This is a genomic window from Sporosarcina sp. NPDC096371, assembly GCF_044762865.1.
Classification (GTDB): domain Bacteria; phylum Bacillota; class Bacilli; order Bacillales_A; family Planococcaceae; genus Sporosarcina.
Genome location: NZ_JBIWFE010000009.1, coordinates 138,742 through 155,524, shown reverse-complemented (window position 1 = coordinate 155,524; position 16,783 = coordinate 138,742). Strand labels below are relative to the sequence as shown.

Here is a 16,783-nt window from a genome sequence, read left to right as displayed (position 1 = left end):
TAGATAGAAGGAAATCATGCAATCGGATACAAAATCGTGAAAATAATTTTTTAAGTTGGCTCCTGACAATTTAGTCGTTGGACATACACCATTTCCTGTTCGTAAAAATCAATAAAAAAAGTAGTACAAACCATGTTCTTGGTTTGTACTACTCCTGATCGTCTATTTACTTTTTCTAACGTTTTTACATCCTTTACATTTACTTACGTATTGTTTTTAATGCAGTTGTCCAAGGGATAACTTGATCTAACATTTGATTTACAGACGCTGCTTGCACGTCCGCTGGTTTGAATACTGTCCCGTTTTCGAAGTCAGTAAATAGGGATAGTGCTGGGTGTACGCGAACATGCGCTATAAGTAATTCACTTAAAATACCGCGTAAGTGTTCTGCTGCACGAGCCCCACCTACTGAACCATACGATACAATACCAGCTGCTTTATTATTCCACTCTGCGCGTAAATAATCTAACGCATTTTTTAATGCGCCTGTGATTGAGTGGTTATATTCTTGAACGATGAATACAAATCCGTCGCAACCATTAATTTGTGTTGACCAAGCTGCTGCGCCTGATGCATCCCCGCCTGGTTCACCTAATAGTGGTAATTTGAAGTCTGCAATGTCAATGATTTCATATTCAGCGTCTCCGCGTTTGTCTGCTAGTTCTTTCACCCATTGTCCTACTTGTGGACTAACGCGTCCTTCACGTGTACTTCCTAAAACAATTCCAATTTTCAACATATCATTTCCTCCTATTTGCTCTTCATTTGTGTTTAATCCAAATAACTTTTTAATGAAACTCATTGTTATACCTCATATTCTTTTGCAAATTTGAAATCTGTTTCTTACTCAGCGATCTGTCGTACTCCTCGATGCTTGGAATCCAAATTCCTCAAGTTGTTTCGTCCATTCATCCTGCATTACACGAGCCTCTACGCGAAAGGTAACGTGATGAAACTGTACCATATCGGTCGTACAATTGGTCATGTCGTATGATTATCTACAATAACTTAGGCACGGTTCCATCACTCACCCCCTTTCAAGTAAATGATACCTTTCTTCTGAATTCACATCTTTAACATGGAAGAATTTTTCTAACATGCATTCCAACTATCACAACTATAAACTGTACTTAAAACAGTCATCGCATACGTTGTGCCAATTGATATTCAACCTTTTTTCCAGGTTGTAGAGTAAGGTTTTTCACAGCGTTATTAATTCCACAATCCTGCGTTTTCTAGTTTCTTTTTACCTTTAAAGGCAAAAACGATAGCTATTACATTCAAGATTAACATCGTCACAATGGCATATAGCACATATGTGTAACTACCTGTTATTTCAAAAATATAGCCATATCCAGGTAATGCAACAATTCCTGCGACTGCTAATCCTATAACTGCTGAAGCATATATTTGACTGTATTCTTTATTGCCAAATAAAGCTGTTGTTAATAGTGGTCCTAATGTTCCAAGTGACGCAACAACAAAGCCATAAATCCCGATCGCCAAATTAAACATCAATGCGTTTTCTGGAACTAGTAGAAGAATCCCGACAGGAACTAGACCTAAAAGCATAGCGAAGATCGCTGTATTTTTCGCGCCAATCTTATCACTTAATACACCGAAACTTAACGCGCCTATTAACACACCTATCTGCCAACCACCCATTGCACTACCAGCAAACTTGACATCATAACCTAAGCCCATTGCGAAAGGTGCAACGTGCTGACCAAAACTACTGATGGCTGTGATAAAGAAGAAAAAGATCAATAATGAATAAAATGCACTAGATTTTTTTGCTACAGAAGCGGTAACACCTCTATTTGTAACTGTTTGTGCAGGATTCTTATCCATTTTATCCCCTTCAAGCGCTCCATAAGGCTGTAGCCCTTTTTGTTGAGGAGCCATTCTAATCGTTAACAATACGATTGGAATAACGATAGCCATTACGACTAAACCTAACGTAATATACGTAGTTCTCCAACCTTCATTAGAAATCAAGTTACCTGCCATAGGTTGAAGGATTGCGCCGAATATACCGCCTGAGGCAACCATAATTCCCATTGCCAAGCCATTATGTTTTTTAAACCAGTTATTGATTAATACTGGGCCCGCCATTTGAGTCACAAAAATTGAACCAATTGACATTGGGATACAGAACAAGTACCAACCCCAAACAGAATTCATAAGCCCGAACATGGCAAATGATCCTGCTTGTAAAATAATTGCAGATATTAAAACCACTCGAATATCATACTTCGCCATGATTTTACCGGCGATTGGCAAGAAGAGCATTGTGACAATGGATGAAATACTAAAGTATAAAGTTAAGCTACCCATCCCAATGCCTAAATCCTCAGTAACAGGCGTTAAAAATAATCCACCTGCTGTCATAATTCCTCCTTTTGCCAAACCGACCATAATGGCTAAACCTACTAATAACCACCATGCATAGTGGATTTTTTTCTTTGTCTGACTCATGATGCAATCCTCATTTCACAATTTATTTAATTACTGTTTTGTTAAGCAAAACGGTATTATTGTCAAAATCAATAAGTAATCTTTATGTCTAATTTGAAATTCACCTATTTATTATGTGAATGCCCTTTGTTTGAAGGGCATTCACCCCGTTATATTTATAAGATTTAACGTAATTTAATGGAACCACCATCTACCATGATTGTTTGTCCAGTAATATAATCGGAATCTTCACTCGCTAAGAATACCGCAACTCGTCCGATATCATTTTCAAGTTCTCCAAGTCTCCGTAGAGGTATTTTTGAAAGCATTCCTTGATAATACTCTGGATTTTCTTCAGCCCATTGAAGCATTCCAGGCGACTTAGCAATTGGAGCAATTAGGTTTACATTGATACCAAATGGTCCGAATTCATTAGCAACTACACGAGTAAGTGCGCGAATAGCTTCTTTTGCTGCAGCATAAGACGCCTGATTAGCATCACCATTAATACCCGCGCCAGACGCAAAGTTAATGATTTTCCCTTGTGTTTCTTTTAAATAAGGAAGAGCTGCTTGCATAAGATAGAAAGTTGGATAAAATCCAGTGTTAAAGGATAAATCAAGGTCTTCTTGTGTTGTTTCAAGGAACGGCATGTTTCTTGAAGCATGCGCATTATTCACTAAAATATCCAGTTTCCCATATCTTTCAATAACCCTTTTGACGATGTCAGCTAATTTGTCATGTTCCGCAAGATTCGCTTGAATGAACATGGATTCTGATTGATATTCCTGTAATTTCTTAATAGTTTGGTTTCCTATTTCTTCATTTAAGTCGACAATTACTACTGTTGCTCCTTCTTTCACAAAAGCAGTTGCCATACCCATACCAATTCCACCTGCTCCACCAGTAATCATTGCGATTTTCCCTTCAAGTTTTTTCATTATGATCTTCTCCTTTGTTTTTAAATTATTTTTAAGTATCCTACAACCATTTTGAAACTTAGAATTACCACTCATCTAACTTGTCCCTTGAAAAAATTTACCATCCTACTAAAAATGACAGTACTTTCAATGCCCACCACCAATCAATAGAATTAATAAGGAACTTTTAAGCAACAAGTTACTTTATGTAACCATAATAGAATGAAATCTATAATGTGTCAACAATATGAACTCGATTGATTAGTCAACTGTATAAATGATTTGATATAAAAAAGAATATGATATACATAACTAATAGTTATCTTGTTATTAATAGTACCTTCTTTCTAAACCACTTATGTTTATAAGGAGATGTTCGTTTTGAGTGCTAAGCGCATTGAGGGAGCCAATCAAATTCGAGGAGAACGAAATAGATCAAACTGTTTACTTCGTATGATACTTGTTATTTTCCGATAGCCTTATCGATATTTCGGTGCAGTCTGAGTGCGTCATTATTCGAATCACACTGGATTTTTAGTTTCTAACTAGACTAAGCACATCTCAATTTAATTCATTCTTACTTCCACTGGATAACTCACTATTTTCCCCCAAAAAAAACCTTTCCAGTTGTATAATTCGGGTTTCAATACCCGTTTTTCAACGAAAGGTGTTTTGGTTTGTCTCATTTTTTATTCAGTTTTCGATGTATCACAAACTATAGTCTAGAAAGTTCAGATGAGCGCCTAAATAGTGATACCTGTCTCCCAGAATGTAAGCCCATTGGGGTGTTTAAATTGCATTTGACACTTTTTCAGCAATTACATATATCATTATTAGTGAGAGAATTTAAAGAGGCGAGAGTACTAAGTACTAGAACAATTCAGTGTTAAATGAGAACACGACAGTTTATTCAAAGAGCATCGAACAAAAAAACACTGAAAATCCGCTGATGGATTTTCAGTGTTTTTCTTATTGAATGAGTCTATCAAGTCGGTCAACATGGTTCCTGTTATCCTTTTTTCCATCCCACTGGCCAACTCATTAAAACTGAATCGGAAGATCCCACAGAAATGATCGATATGCATCAAAATAAAGATGAATAATTTACCCACCGGATCATCGCTGAATTTAAAAACGGAGATAGCATTCCTCCCATCAATCATCTCCATTGGGATCCTACTTTTTTTATTTGAATATGATCCTTACTTGTCTCCATCACTTTTATATTCTAAAATATCTCCTGGCTGACAATCTAACGCTTCACATATCGCTTCTAAAGTAGATAATCGAATCGCTTTCGCCTTCCCATTCTTCAGGATCGAAATATTTGCCATCGTGATGCCAACCTTCTCCGAAAGTTCCGTTACACTCATTTTTCTTTTAGCCAACATTACATCAATATTGATAATAATCGCCATTGTTTTCACCTCAGACCGTTAAATCATTTTCTGATTTTATTTTGATCGCTTCTTGTAAAAGTCTTTGGAGAACAGCAGCAAAGACGCCAATCACCATTGAAGCAAAAATGATGACCATTCCGATTACGATGACACCTGGAGCATCGTCTGCCTCCGCCAAAAGATAAAAGAGTGGCATGCCTATCACAAACAAGCTACTAATTGCGATTGCACAGTATTTGATTGTCTTCAAAGCTCTTACAGATAATTCCGAGAAGGCTTTATTTTTGTCAATATAGTTTAACAGTTTAAAAGCTTGATACAGCGCAAAGTAAAAAGGTATTGCTGCTGCATACAAATCGATACAAATTAGATATTTCAAAAAAGCCATATCTGGATATAATTCTGCTGTAAAACTCGCGATCTCAGGCACTACAAAAATGCACAAAGCAAGAATTGGAATTCCCATTAGTATAACAGCTATCCTTAAAAATAAGGTTGTTCCTCTTTTCATAAAAAGCACCTCGCTGATTTATTTTTTATTCACATTTTCCCCTAATCATCTTTTTTACTTGATAAAAAAATAACAAAATCACGTTATTTCACTTCATATCGTCAGGTCATTTTCTATCCGTCGATCCAGTGCTTCTTGTAACAGCTTTTGAAGAAGTGTCGCAAAAGCTGCAATAATGCCTGAAGCCACTGTGCCGATTAATCCCAGCATAATCACGCCCGCTCTATCCCCTTCCATAAATAGTGCGATAAAGACGATTGCTAGTACGATGGAGATACTAATTGTGATTGCGCAGTATTTGATCACCTTCAATGCATGGACAGCTAATTCTGAGAAGGCCTTATTCGCATCTATGTAGGTTAGCAGTTTAAATGTTTGATACAACGCAATAAAAAATGGAATAGCCAATCCATATGAACACGCTAAAAATGGATATTGCAAGTATGCAGTCTCTGGATTCGCTGCTGCATCCCTACTCGCTACCCCAGGCAACCAAAAGAGACACAAAGCAAGAACCGGAGTCGCCATAAGAAAAACAACTACCTTCAAGAAAATGGTTGAACCTTGCTTCCGTTTCATAAAATCACCTCACTTATTGATTGCTAATCTGATTTTAGCATCATATTTATCGTTTTGCAATAAATAATTATTCATTATCAATAGTTTTTATCGATATCATTATATTTCAGCTGAAAAAGCATTCCTCATACCAAAGAAATGCTAGTCACTTTAAACTGATTCAAACCCAAAACACCTCTTGAAACTATTTTCAGGGGGTGATGCCATTACACTTTGCGAACAACAATTTCTTCATCCTCAACACCAACATGGACTTTTCCAATGTTTTCTTCCAAAACGAGGTCCGTTAATGGATCTTCAATTTTATCTTGAATAACTCTGCTCAGTGGTCCGGCACCGAAGCGCTTGTCGTACCCTAGTTTGACCAATGCTTGTTTTGCTTCCAAAGAAATCGTAATGGCAATATCATTTTCTTCAATGGTTACTTGTAAATCTCCAAGCATCAAGTACACGCTATCAAGTGAATTTTCTGCGATCCCTTTCATTTTCACTTGTTTCGCTACTTATAATTTTGTCATAGGAATTTCTGTTTTTTCTTCTACAATTAACTCAATATCTGCAACCTTCACTTTTACTTGCGGGGTATCCCCTTTCTGTTTCGCTTTGTACAATTGTTTACGCAATTGGATTTCCTCATAACATAAATTTGCCGCTTGCTCATTTTGTTGAAAGACTTCGTTTAAATGCGTTCCGATTGAATCCGAATCGGATGACGTGTTTCATCATTATGCTTATATACTTTTATCGAAAATTACGAAAGGTAGAATAACAAGGTTTTCCATTGTATAATTAATAAGAAGTGCTATACTTTTTATATTAATTAAATACTCCCATTCACTGATGGGGTAGAGGTCGCAACTTATAAGAGTAGGACGGACGAGATTCAATGACATTTAGGACTCCGTTTGAAAGGATAAGTTGCCGAAGTTTGGATAGATCATTGTCTATTCATGCTGGTGATGTGTTCGAAGAGGGACATCATTGTCACGTATTTTACGTGGAGAACTATCTTCGGAAGGATTAATCGGACTTATATTATTCAGCCGTCGATTTTCTTCGATGGTTGTTTTTATTTGCCCTAAAAAATTCAACCTTCCAACAAAAAAAGGAGTGTACAACTTGGCGAATTCATCAACGTCATCGAATCCAACACAATTAAAAAGAACACTGAAGGCACGCCACCTGATGATGATTTCTCTTGGAGGATCGATCGGAACAGGCATTTTCTTAGCAAGTGGTGGTGCAATTCATACTGCCGGTCCTGGAGGGGCACTCGTTGCCTATGCAGCTGTCGGGATTATGGTTTACTTCTTAATGACAAGTCTTGCAGAGATGGCAGCTTTCATGCCAGTCGCGGGTTCATTCAAGGTCTACGCGACAAAGTTCGTTGACCCAGCATTTGGGTTTGCAATCGGCTGGAATTACTGGTATAACTGGGCGATTACGATTGCCGCTGAACTTGCTGCAGTTGTATTGATTATGAAATTCTGGTTTCCAGAAAGTCCTTCATTTATTTGGAGTGCACTTGCACTTGTCATTATGTTCGGCTTCAACTATATGTCTGTCAAAGGATTTGGGGAAGCTGAATTCTGGTTTGCGCTGATCAAAGTCGTGACGGTCATTATCTTCATTATTACTGGATTTTTAATGATTTTCGGGATTATGGGTGGGGAATTTATCGGCTTTACCAACTTTACAATTGGAGACGCTCCGTTCAACGGCGGGTTCTTTGCGATTCTTGGTATTTTCATGGCTGCAGGTTTTTCATTCCAAGGAACAGAATTACTTGGGGTAGCAGCTGGTGAGAGTGAAAATCCGGAAAAAGCAATCCCAAAGGCCATTAACTCTGTATTTTGGCGAATCCTTCTTTTTTACATCTTATCGATTTTTATAATCGGATTGATTCTTCCCTATACAGATCCCCGATTATTGAGTGATGCAATTACAGTGAGCCCGTTCACTCTCGTTTTTGAACGCGCTGGATTTGCATTTGCTGCATCCGTTATGAACGCAATCATTTTAACGGCTGTCTTATCCGCGGGTAACTCGGGCATGTATGCCTCGACTCGAATGCTTTGGGACTTAGCGCGCGATGGCAAAGCACCACGATTTTTAGGGAAATTAGATAAAAGAGGCGTGCCGGTTAATGCATTAATTGCAACTACGCTGGTTGGTTCCCTTGCATTTTTATCTACTTTCTTCGGAGATGGTGTTGTCTATATCTGGTTGTTGAACGCATCCGGAATGGCGGGATTTGTTACATGGCTCGGTATTGCCATTAGTCATTACCGCTTCCGCAGAGCCTATGTTGCGCAAGGCCATGACCTAAAAGACCTTCCGTACCGCGCAAAATGGTTCCCGATTGGTCCTTTACTAGCGTTGGCTCTCTGTATGTTCATTATTTTAGGTCAAAACTTTCAAGCCTTTATGGGCGGCAAGATCGATTGGAATGGGGCATTCGTTTCCTATATCGGACTACCTCTGTTCTTGGTCGTTTGGCTCGTCTATAAAGTAAAACATAAAACGAAGTTAGTTCCATTGAAAGATTGTGATTTTGAAAATAAATAATGATAAATAAAGTAGCTGAGTGTTCAGCACTTAAAAGCCTCCTTCCACGATGAACAATCGCAGAAGGAGGCTTTCCTTAATAAATATGGGTAATGCCATTATAATTTACGAACAACAATTTCGTCATCCACAATAGTTCCCTAGCGTTTCAAGCATGGTGACGGATTCATGTACGGTCTGATTGAACCCGACACTTACTTTTTTGTCGCCCGTTCCGGCGTTACTCGTCATAATGATGACCGTTTTACCCTCACGGTTCGAGACTTGGATCCTATAGACAGTTGCACATGCCTAGCTCACAAAAACAGGCTATTTCATTTGTGATGAAACAACCTGTAAGCGTTGATATATTAATGTTTTTATTAAGATTAACGTTTTGATAAATGCGGATGACAAAGTGCACCAATGAAAATATATATTTTACATTCGGTGTACATTCACTAACCAAAAATCACATTAAAAAAGTTAGTAAGTGACACCCATACTGCGCGCCTGTAAGGTCCAGATCTTTCTTAAGCCAACCGAAGATCTGTTATCATCGTTCCTTCAAGCGCGGGGTGTCTTTCAATTCTTGAATCGTCTGCGCCCCGATTCCGAACATTGACATCCGGAGTTCCATTTCCCGGATTTTCATCACCTCAAGTACATCTTTTGTGCTCTGGGTCGCTTCCTTCAATATGGAACGCCCGAATCCGACCAGATCGGCACCCAACGCAATGGACTTAGCGCCATCCAGCCCCGTCCGCATCCCACCGCTCGCAATCAGCGGACGGTTCCCAATCTTGCCGCGAACCATTCGGATGGATTCCGCTGTCGGTATCCCCCATTCGCTAAATGCTTCAGCGGCAACACGAAGGATCGGGTCGTTGGCGCGGAACTTTTCCACCTGACTCCAAGAAGTGCCTCCCGCTCCGGCGACATCGATAAACGCAACACCGGCCTCACATAACTTTTGGGCTGTCTGGCCATCGATTCCCCATCCGACTTCCTTGACCCCGACTGGAACTTCCAGCACGCTACACAGTTGTTCTATCTTCTGTAATAACCCTTTAAAATTCGTATCTCCCTTTTCTTGTATCACTTCCTGAATACTATTCAGATGAAGGACAAGCATATCCGCCTCAGTGATCTCGATAATTTTCCTGCATTCCTCGACACTGTATCCGTAATTGAGCTGAACGGCGCCCAAGTTTGCAATGATAGGGACACTCGGTGCGTACTTCCTCATAAGGAAAGAAGATGGATGTCCATCGCTATCGAGCAGCGCCCGAGTGGACCCGAGCGCAAGGGCCCATCCCCTTTCTTCTGCCGCTACAGCCAAGTTTCGGTTAATGTTCTCGGCTAGGGCTGTCCCACCCGTCATGGAACTAATAAGGAACGGTGTTTTGCATGCAAAATCAAGAAAAGCGGTTTCAATGGAGATGTCGTCAAAAGCGATTTCCGGGAGTGCATTATGGATAAACGCAAACGACTCTAATCCTGTGGAAATCGACTCCCCCGTCACTTTTTCGTTCAACGTAATTTGAATATGATCAGATTTTCTTTGCTCGATTGAATTGGTCAACGCCAACACCTGCCTTTACTATCTAGATTCGTACAAATCTCGTTATTGCTCTATGTTGTAGCCGGCAGATTGCAACACATACAAGCCCTCTACACTTGAGATGAATGAATTCGAACTTCTTCCACCGTTTGTTCTACTTCTGCACGTGTCATTTTTTCGCGCCCCTCTTTCATCGCTTTTAACGATTTATGAGCCAGGGCAAGCGGCAGACGACAGAATAATAAAATCGTTTTCTTGTTAAGAGACTTCATATATTCATCTGCTTTTGCCAGGTTTTCCTCTGCATAGTCGAATAGTTCTTCACGGTTCCAGCCTTCGGGTACAAAGCTTATCCCACGTTCATCCAAATCTTCCTTCTCATTGCGTAAAATATTTACCGCCTGTAGACCACGCCCATAACCGATAGCAAGTTCCCGATCTGTTTTGTCTTCGCCATAGAACTCCCAAAGGTCCGACAGCATGACACCAACAAGCCCTGCAACGTAATATGTATAGTCATCCAAATCTTCACGTGTGCGGATTTCCCAGTTTTCTTTTGCCCATTTCGCCATTCCATATGCCATTTCACAAACAGCGCTTGTCACAATTGACAAGGCACCTTTCGGACAAACTTGCAGCCATTCTCCTAAACGAAGTGTCACTTCAGGCATTTGCTCTTTTGTTTGTCCAAGAATATTTAAATACGCTTCGTTATCAAATGGTTGTTTAAATAATTCGCTTATTTGCATTAAAATCGTGCTTTTCACATCATTGTCCAATTCCTCATGATCTTCAATCTCATCAATTGCCCGAAATACTAAATAGGCAGATGCAACCGAATACTTTAACTCTTTCTGCAAAAAAGTAATCGGAATATAAAATGTACGACTCGTCTCTTTTAGCACACGCATTGCATCTTTCGGAAACATACTCATTCTAATTCAGTACCTCCCTGTATAAATCTGACTATACTCATTATCGTAACTCAATTTTCAAAAAAATTCACTAAAAAAAGCAAAAATAACGCATATATAACCAAGAGATTGATAAAAAACGCTTCCGCTTTCTAAATACTCCCCTTCGGCACTATTCTTATTGAATCGTGTGGGCGCACTGATGCCTAGAAAACCGCTTACAATAAGTTTCATTTGACATCATGTCTCTTGATTAACCATTTACTTGCATAAATTGTAGGTAAGCAAAGGCTTGAAACCACTATTTTCACAAGACTATTTCCGGTTCGCTTCCGTCGAAGTATTCACGACATCATTACCGAGGAGAGAGTGTGTTTAGAAATGACCTTGTCATTTCTAAACACACTCTTTTTGGTAATCTTGGTGCAAATAGTTGCCTGCCGCGTACCTACAATGCTTAAGTTAAAAATGCGGTTACTTTGAAACACAAGAATAGATAACCTTCTACAGAGATTGTAAGTGCCCGAAGATGCAATTTCGGGCACTCTAGTACATTGTACAATGTGTTTCTGCCTTACTATAAGCAAGGTTATGAATCTTATCATAGAAGAAATACACTACAATTCGTCCTGTAAAGTCCTATTGAAAGTGAAACTCCCTAACATGAAAAAGGAAAAGCCCATGGCGAAGGCATCAGCGGCCAAAATTATATCTTTGGCCGCTTCTCTCCAAGTAAAAAACCCGCTATTCCCTCGTTCCCAAAAAGTATTAGCACCTTGTGTATCTGTGATTTTGGAGAGCGACGAATGAACAACCACCATACGATTACCGTAAACATGTATAGGGATGCGGCGAAGTCGCATCCCTATACATAAAAAATAGCACGGTAATGGAATAGAAGTTGTTAAATCCAAAGCAATCCAAAACAGCAATTATACATGGAGTACCTAGTAGTAGATTAAGTTTTACTGGTTAATTTTAGTTAATCAACACGCGTGATTTGACATATAAAAACTATTCCATTATTGTTTATGTAGACCAATCACTATAATTTGGAGATGGATAGCATGTCAAATAAAAACCAATCACGTGAAAAAATTTTGCAAGCAGCGACGCGATTATTTCATTTAAATGGTTACCATGCAACTGGTTTAAATCAAATTTTACAGGAAAGTGGCGCTCCGAAGGGCTCCTTATATTATCATTTCCCCAATGGCAAGGAGCAGTTAGCTGCTGAGGCCATCCAATTATCTGGACAGATAATTGCAGCCGATATTCGGACACGTTTAAACGCTTTTGATGATCCCATTGAAGCGATTCAATATAATATTCAATTGATTGCTGAACAGTTTAATCAGGTCGAGAAGCTAGCCGAACTACCTACTGTACCACTTGGTTTACTCGCAGCTGAAACGGCACTAGTCAATGAAAATTTACGACAAATCTGCGAAGAAACCTTTGATATGTGGGATAACATTTATATTGAAAAATTAACGTCAAGTGGTTATTCAGAAGAGCGTGCACGGTTAATTAGTATTACGACGAACGCACTCATTGAAGGCGGCGTAACACTTTGCTTGACGAGAAAATCAAGTGAGCCCTTATTACAGATTCAAAAGATGATTCCTTTATTACTTACAAAGTAAGTAAAGGAACTTCTTTCCGCACTAAATTATATAGACCAGTCTAATAACACGGTTTTACAGAAAGGAAGTTTATTTTGACATCTTCAGAAATTGTACAAGTTCGTAATCCGAAAGCTATGGCTTTTGCCCTCATGATTGGGGGTTTTATCGGGTTGTTTGGTGAAACAGCCTTAAATATGGCACTCACAAATATTATGACCGACTTCTCTATCTCAGCTGCTACAGCACAGTGGCTGACTACTGGTTATTTATTAATGCTAGGTATTCTTGTGCCTATATCATCATTGTTAATTCAATGGTTTACAACCAAACAATTGGTCGTTACCTCATTGTGCTTTTCTATTGTAGGTACGATTTTAGCAGCTTTAGCCCCTAACTTCGTTGTTTTATTGATAGGACGTATCATTCAAGCAGTTGGGACAGGTATATTATTACCTTTAATGATGAATGTTATTTTGCTTATTTTCCCGATTCATAAACGCGGGGCCGTCATGGGAGTCTTGGGCCTTGTGATGACAACAGCCCCTGCCATCGGACCTGCTCTATCAGGTATAATTGTCGATACGTTAGGTTGGGCGTTTATTTTCTGGATTAGCCTTGTGCTTTATCTGGCGCTAATCGTATTTGGTCTTAAACAAATCGATAATGTCTCACAAATTACGAAACCAGCCATTGACGTCGTATCGATTGTCTTTTCTACACTTGGTTTTGGTGGGTTAATTTATAGTTTAAGTTCTGTTGCAGAAAAAACATTCACTTCTGCACACGTCTATATTCCATTTATCATAGGATTCACTGCCCTTGTTTTGTTTATCCTACGTCAATTTAAGATGAAACAACCCATGATCAATTTACGTGTATTTAAATATCCCATGTTTACAATAGGAACGCTGTTATTGTTTATTGGTATGCTTCTTATTTTATCAACGGCTATTTTATTGCCACTGTATTTGAAAGGTTCTTTACTGCTGAGCTCAGCAATAGCAGGACTTATTCTTATACCCGGGAGTGCCACGAATGCGATATTGTCTCCGGCGATAGGTAAATTATTTGATCAATTTGGCGCGAAGAAAATTTTACCACTAGGTTTTCTTCTAACAGTGATCGCAAGTGTGCTATTTGTTCTGACGCTTTCTACTGAAACACCGATTTGGCAAATCATCGTGTCATGCATGATTTTATTTGCCGGGATTTCGATGATTATTATGCCGGCACAAACAAATGGTTTAAACGAATTACCACGTGAGTTATACGCAGATGGTGCTGCTGTGATGAATACCTTACAACAAATCGCAGGTGCAACCGGGACTGCATTGGCGATTACATTAATGGTCAGTGGACAGAATTCGCTTCTGGCAAGTTTCCCCGGATCTACAGCAGCTGAATTATTGGCTGCAGGCACAAAACACGTTTTCTTCTTCATTACAGCATTCGCTGTTATAGGTTTTATCACATCACTATTTTTGAAACGCGTTCGCGTATAACAATAAGAGGGACTCAAAACCTCTAAATCAGCAAAGCACCCCACTGAAAAATCTTCAGTGGGGTGCTTAATTTTATGATACGATACGTACAACAATCTCTCCTTCCACAACATCGACATGGACTTTTCCAACGTTTTCTTCTTCCAATATAAGATCCGTTAATGGATCCTCAATTTTGTCTTGAATGACTCTACGCAATGGTCGAGCTCCGAACCGTTTGTCGTAACCTAGTTTGACCAATGCTCGTTTTGCTTCCGAAGAAGTCGTAATATCAATCGCATTTTCTTCAATGGTTGCTTGTAAATCCACAAGCATCAAGTCCACGATTTCAAGTAAATTATCTTCTGTTAATTCATTGAATGGAACAATCGCATCGAAACGGTTGAGAAATTCCGGTTTGAAATAGTTCCCTAGTGTTTCCAGCATGCTGACCGATTCATGTACGGGTTGATTGAACCCGACACTGACTTTCTTCTCACCCGTGCCTGCGTTACTGGTCATAATGATGACCGTATCTTTGAAGCTAACTGTTCGGCCATGCGAATCCGTTAGTCGACCATCTTCCATAATTTGCAGGAACATATTTTGAACGTCTGGATGCGCTTTTTCAATCTCATCCAACAGTAAAATGGAATACGGATTGCGGCGAACACGTTCCGTCAATTGACCGGCTTCTTCATGCCCTACATAACCTGGGGGTGAACCGATAATTTTAGAGACCGAATGTTTCTCCATATATTCACTCATGTCGAGACGCATTAACGTGTCGCGTGAACCAAATAGTTCTTCTGCCAGCACTTTTGTAATCTCCGTTTTACCAACACCTGTCGGACCAACGAATAAGAAGGAGCCAATCGGACGGTCTTTCGATTTCAGTCCTGCTCGACTACGACGAATCGCTTTGGCAATTTTATCGACCGCATCTTGTTGTCCAATCACTTTTTCACCAAGACTTTTGGCGATTCCATTCATTTTCGCCTGTTCAGCTGCTTGGAGTTTTGTCACAGGAATCCCCGTCTTTTCTTCTACAATCAACGCGATATCCGCAACCGTCACTTCCATTTGCGGAGCGTCTCCGTTCTGTTTCGCTTTGTCCAATTGTTTACGTAATTGGATTTCCTCAAAACGTAAATTTGCCGCTTTCTCGTAGTCTTCCTTTTCTGCCGCCTGTTCCTTTTGTTGAATGACTTCATTTAGACGTGTGGCAATTGCCTCCGAATCAGCTGACGTATGTGTCAGATTTAAGCGTGCCCCTACTTCATCCATCAAGTCGATTGCTTTATCTGGCAAAAATCGATCTTGAATATAACGCTGTGATAAGGTGACAAAAGCTTGAACTGCTTCATCGGGATAGCGTACTTCATGGAAATTCTCATAACGATCTTTAATGCCGTTCAGAATTTGAATCGTATCTTCTGCAGACGGTTCCTTCACAATAATAGGTTGGAATCGGCGCTCTAGTGCAGCATCCTTTTCGATTTGACGATATTCTTTCAACGTCGTTGCGCCGATAAGCTGTAAGCCGCCTCGTGCTAATGCAGGTTTCAACAGATTACCAGCATCCATTTGCGAGCCTTCTGCAGTACCCGCACCCACAAGCAAGTGAATTTCATCGATGAAAAGAATGACATCTTTGCGCGTCTGCAATTCTTCGATCAATTGCTTCATTCGCTCTTCAAACTGCCCGCGGATACCCGTATTCGTGACGAGAGAAGCGACATCTAACAAATACACTTGTTTATTCATCAGTTTCGCGGGTACATCGCCCTCGTGGATTTTCACAGCAAGGCCCTCGGCGATGGCTGTTTTACCGACACCCGGTTCCCCGATTAACACCGGATTATTTTTATTTCTTCTATTTAATGTTTCAATAACTCGCTTCACTTCTTGATCACGTCCAATGACGGGGTCAATCCGCTCTTCCTTGGCATCATCAGAGATATTTTTACCAAGTTGGTCCAACAAACCATTGCCAGGTTGTTCCTCAGCTTGTCTGGTTTGTGTTCTTGCTTGTGGACTGCCGTTTGCTTGAGAAAAATACTGGGCATCATTGCTAAATGACGGCATTTTCCCTGCAGTCAATTGGCCTTGGATATCTTGAAAACACGTGTGACAAAGATGAATTTGCATCCCTTGATGATTCACCTGAAGTCTCAAACTCATCGTCGCGTCGTTTGTACCACAATGTTGACATTTCATATGTGTTCCTCCTTCATATGATCATTTGACTTTGACTATATTTAACCTTTGACCATATTATATACTGACCTTTATTGACTTTCAAGTTAGATGCTTGGGTTTTGCTGTTTGTTAAATGACTACAATCAGCCATTGGGTTATGTTAACTATATTGACTTCATACAAAATCAGTAGCAGCAGCGAATTGGTTCGTTCATATAATAATGTCTGGTTGATTGCCTAGCCCTTTAATAAAAAAAAGGTATCTAATTTGACATAAATAATCCATTCTACGCCGCTCTGCGCTAGGGGATGCCTCCCGTGATAAGCCGGACAGAAGGTCACTGTCAGTCTTATCACTTCGGCTACCCCTGTTAGGCGCCTTCGCTGTAGATTTGATAAAATCATGGGTTCAACTACTACTGCTATGGGGTCTATTTTAAAAGAGAATTCTCCACGAACAATAGAGACTAGCGAGGATAGGATATCGCATTCTTGTTTGCGAAGTGTGGAAATAAATCCGCGGATTTGGGCAAATTGTGTAGCCCCTTCAATTGTACAGAAGTGGCCTGATACTTTCTGT

Annotated in this window: 13 protein-coding genes and 1 riboswitch; of the genes, 3 read left to right on the top strand and 10 right to left on the bottom strand. The window is 39.8% G+C overall.

What is annotated here, in order from left to right:
• Positions 1–199 precede the first annotated feature (199 nt).
• The 7 genes from ACIQ0H_RS19165 to ACIQ0H_RS19135 all read right to left on the bottom strand — a co-directional run bounded on the left by ACIQ0H_RS19165 (position 200) and on the right by ACIQ0H_RS19135 (position 6,352).
• A complete protein-coding gene (locus ACIQ0H_RS19165) occupies positions 200–802 on the bottom strand; it encodes an NADPH-dependent FMN reductase (protein ID WP_403418358.1) in 603 nt (200 codons plus the stop codon).
• 410 nt (positions 803–1,212) lie between these two features.
• Positions 1,213–2,478, bottom strand: a complete 1,266-nt coding sequence (locus ACIQ0H_RS19160; protein ID WP_403418356.1) for an MFS transporter — start codon at positions 2,476–2,478, stop codon at positions 1,213–1,215.
• 164 nt (positions 2,479–2,642) lie between these two features.
• The gene (locus tag ACIQ0H_RS19155; protein ID WP_403418355.1) at positions 2,643–3,398 is read right to left on the bottom strand and encodes an SDR family NAD(P)-dependent oxidoreductase; all 756 of its coding nucleotides are present in this window, start codon (positions 3,396–3,398) and stop codon (positions 2,643–2,645) included.
• Positions 3,399–4,579: 1,181 nt separating this feature from the next.
• Positions 4,580–4,795 (bottom strand): helix-turn-helix domain-containing protein, encoded by a 216-nt coding sequence (locus ACIQ0H_RS19150; protein WP_403418352.1) that lies wholly within the window; start codon positions 4,793–4,795, stop codon positions 4,580–4,582.
• Positions 4,796–4,805: 10 nt separating this feature from the next.
• Entirely contained in the window at positions 4,806–5,288 is a 483-nt protein-coding gene (locus tag ACIQ0H_RS19145; RefSeq protein WP_403418349.1) for a DUF2975 domain-containing protein, read from the bottom strand.
• A 93-nt stretch (positions 5,289–5,381) separates the two neighbouring features.
• A complete protein-coding gene (locus ACIQ0H_RS19140) occupies positions 5,382–5,867 on the bottom strand; it encodes a DUF2975 domain-containing protein (protein ID WP_403418346.1) in 486 nt (161 codons plus the stop codon).
• A gap of 206 nt (positions 5,868–6,073) precedes the next feature.
• Positions 6,074–6,352 (bottom strand): hypothetical protein, encoded by a 279-nt coding sequence (locus ACIQ0H_RS19135; protein WP_403418476.1) that lies wholly within the window; start codon positions 6,350–6,352, stop codon positions 6,074–6,076.
• Between the two features lie 353 nt (positions 6,353–6,705).
• A riboswitch (Lysine riboswitch) is annotated at positions 6,706–6,883 on the top strand.
• Between the two features lie 43 nt (positions 6,884–6,926).
• On the opposite strand from ACIQ0H_RS19135, the gene ACIQ0H_RS19130 reads away from it, so the two are divergent.
• The gene (locus ACIQ0H_RS19130; RefSeq protein ID WP_403418474.1) at positions 6,927–8,435 is read left to right on the top strand and encodes an amino acid permease; all 1,509 of its coding nucleotides are present in this window, start codon (positions 6,927–6,929) and stop codon (positions 8,433–8,435) included.
• 535 nt (positions 8,436–8,970) lie between these two features.
• Here ACIQ0H_RS19130 and fni read toward each other — a convergent pair.
• A complete protein-coding gene (gene fni, locus ACIQ0H_RS19125) occupies positions 8,971–9,999 on the bottom strand; it encodes a type 2 isopentenyl-diphosphate Delta-isomerase (protein WP_403418343.1) in 1,029 nt (342 codons plus the stop codon).
• Positions 10,000–10,088: 89 nt separating this feature from the next.
• Positions 10,089–10,913: a squalene/phytoene synthase family protein gene (locus ACIQ0H_RS19120; RefSeq protein WP_403418341.1), complete on the bottom strand. Its 825-nt coding sequence runs from the start codon at positions 10,911–10,913 to the stop codon at positions 10,089–10,091.
• Positions 10,914–11,959: 1,046 nt separating this feature from the next.
• Between ACIQ0H_RS19120 and ACIQ0H_RS19115 the strand changes: the two genes are divergently transcribed.
• Positions 11,960–12,538 (top strand): TetR/AcrR family transcriptional regulator, encoded by a 579-nt coding sequence (locus tag ACIQ0H_RS19115; protein ID WP_403418338.1) that lies wholly within the window; start codon positions 11,960–11,962, stop codon positions 12,536–12,538.
• Positions 12,539–12,654: 116 nt separating this feature from the next.
• Positions 12,655–14,022 (top strand): DHA2 family efflux MFS transporter permease subunit, encoded by a 1,368-nt coding sequence (locus tag ACIQ0H_RS19110; RefSeq protein ID WP_403418471.1) that lies wholly within the window; start codon positions 12,655–12,657, stop codon positions 14,020–14,022.
• 72 nt (positions 14,023–14,094) lie between these two features.
• Here ACIQ0H_RS19110 and ACIQ0H_RS19105 read toward each other — a convergent pair whose 3' ends face one another.
• On the bottom strand, positions 14,095–16,221 hold the full coding sequence (locus ACIQ0H_RS19105; RefSeq protein ID WP_403418335.1) for an ATP-dependent Clp protease ATP-binding subunit: 2,127 nt from the start codon (positions 16,219–16,221) through the stop codon (positions 14,095–14,097).
• Positions 16,222–16,783 lie beyond the last annotated feature (562 nt).

Coding starts and splice junctions, on each gene's coding strand:
- ACIQ0H_RS19165 (WP_403418358.1), bottom strand. CDS start 802: ATGAGTTTCATTAAAAAGTTATTTGGATTAAACACAAATGAAGAGCAA.
- ACIQ0H_RS19160 (WP_403418356.1), bottom strand. CDS start 2,478: ATGAGTCAGACAAAGAAAAAAATCCACTATGCATGGTGGTTATTAGTA.
- ACIQ0H_RS19155 (WP_403418355.1), bottom strand. CDS start 3,398: ATGAAAAAACTTGAAGGGAAAATCGCAATGATTACTGGTGGAGCAGGT.
- ACIQ0H_RS19150 (WP_403418352.1), bottom strand. CDS start 4,795: ATGGCGATTATTATCAATATTGATGTAATGTTGGCTAAAAGAAAAATG.
- ACIQ0H_RS19145 (WP_403418349.1), bottom strand. CDS start 5,288: ATGAAAAGAGGAACAACCTTATTTTTAAGGATAGCTGTTATACTAATG.
- ACIQ0H_RS19140 (WP_403418346.1), bottom strand. CDS start 5,867: ATGAAACGGAAGCAAGGTTCAACCATTTTCTTGAAGGTAGTTGTTTTT.
- ACIQ0H_RS19135 (WP_403418476.1), bottom strand. CDS start 6,352: ATGAAAGGGATCGCAGAAAATTCACTTGATAGCGTGTACTTGATGCTT.
- ACIQ0H_RS19130 (WP_403418474.1), top strand. CDS start 6,927: ATGGTTGTTTTTATTTGCCCTAAAAAATTCAACCTTCCAACAAAAAAA.
- ACIQ0H_RS19120 (WP_403418341.1), bottom strand. CDS start 10,913: ATGAGTATGTTTCCGAAAGATGCAATGCGTGTGCTAAAAGAGACGAGT.
- ACIQ0H_RS19115 (WP_403418338.1), top strand. CDS start 11,960: ATGTCAAATAAAAACCAATCACGTGAAAAAATTTTGCAAGCAGCGACG.
- ACIQ0H_RS19110 (WP_403418471.1), top strand. CDS start 12,655: ATGGCTTTTGCCCTCATGATTGGGGGTTTTATCGGGTTGTTTGGTGAA.
- ACIQ0H_RS19105 (WP_403418335.1), bottom strand. CDS start 16,221: ATGAAATGTCAACATTGTGGTACAAACGACGCGACGATGAGTTTGAGA.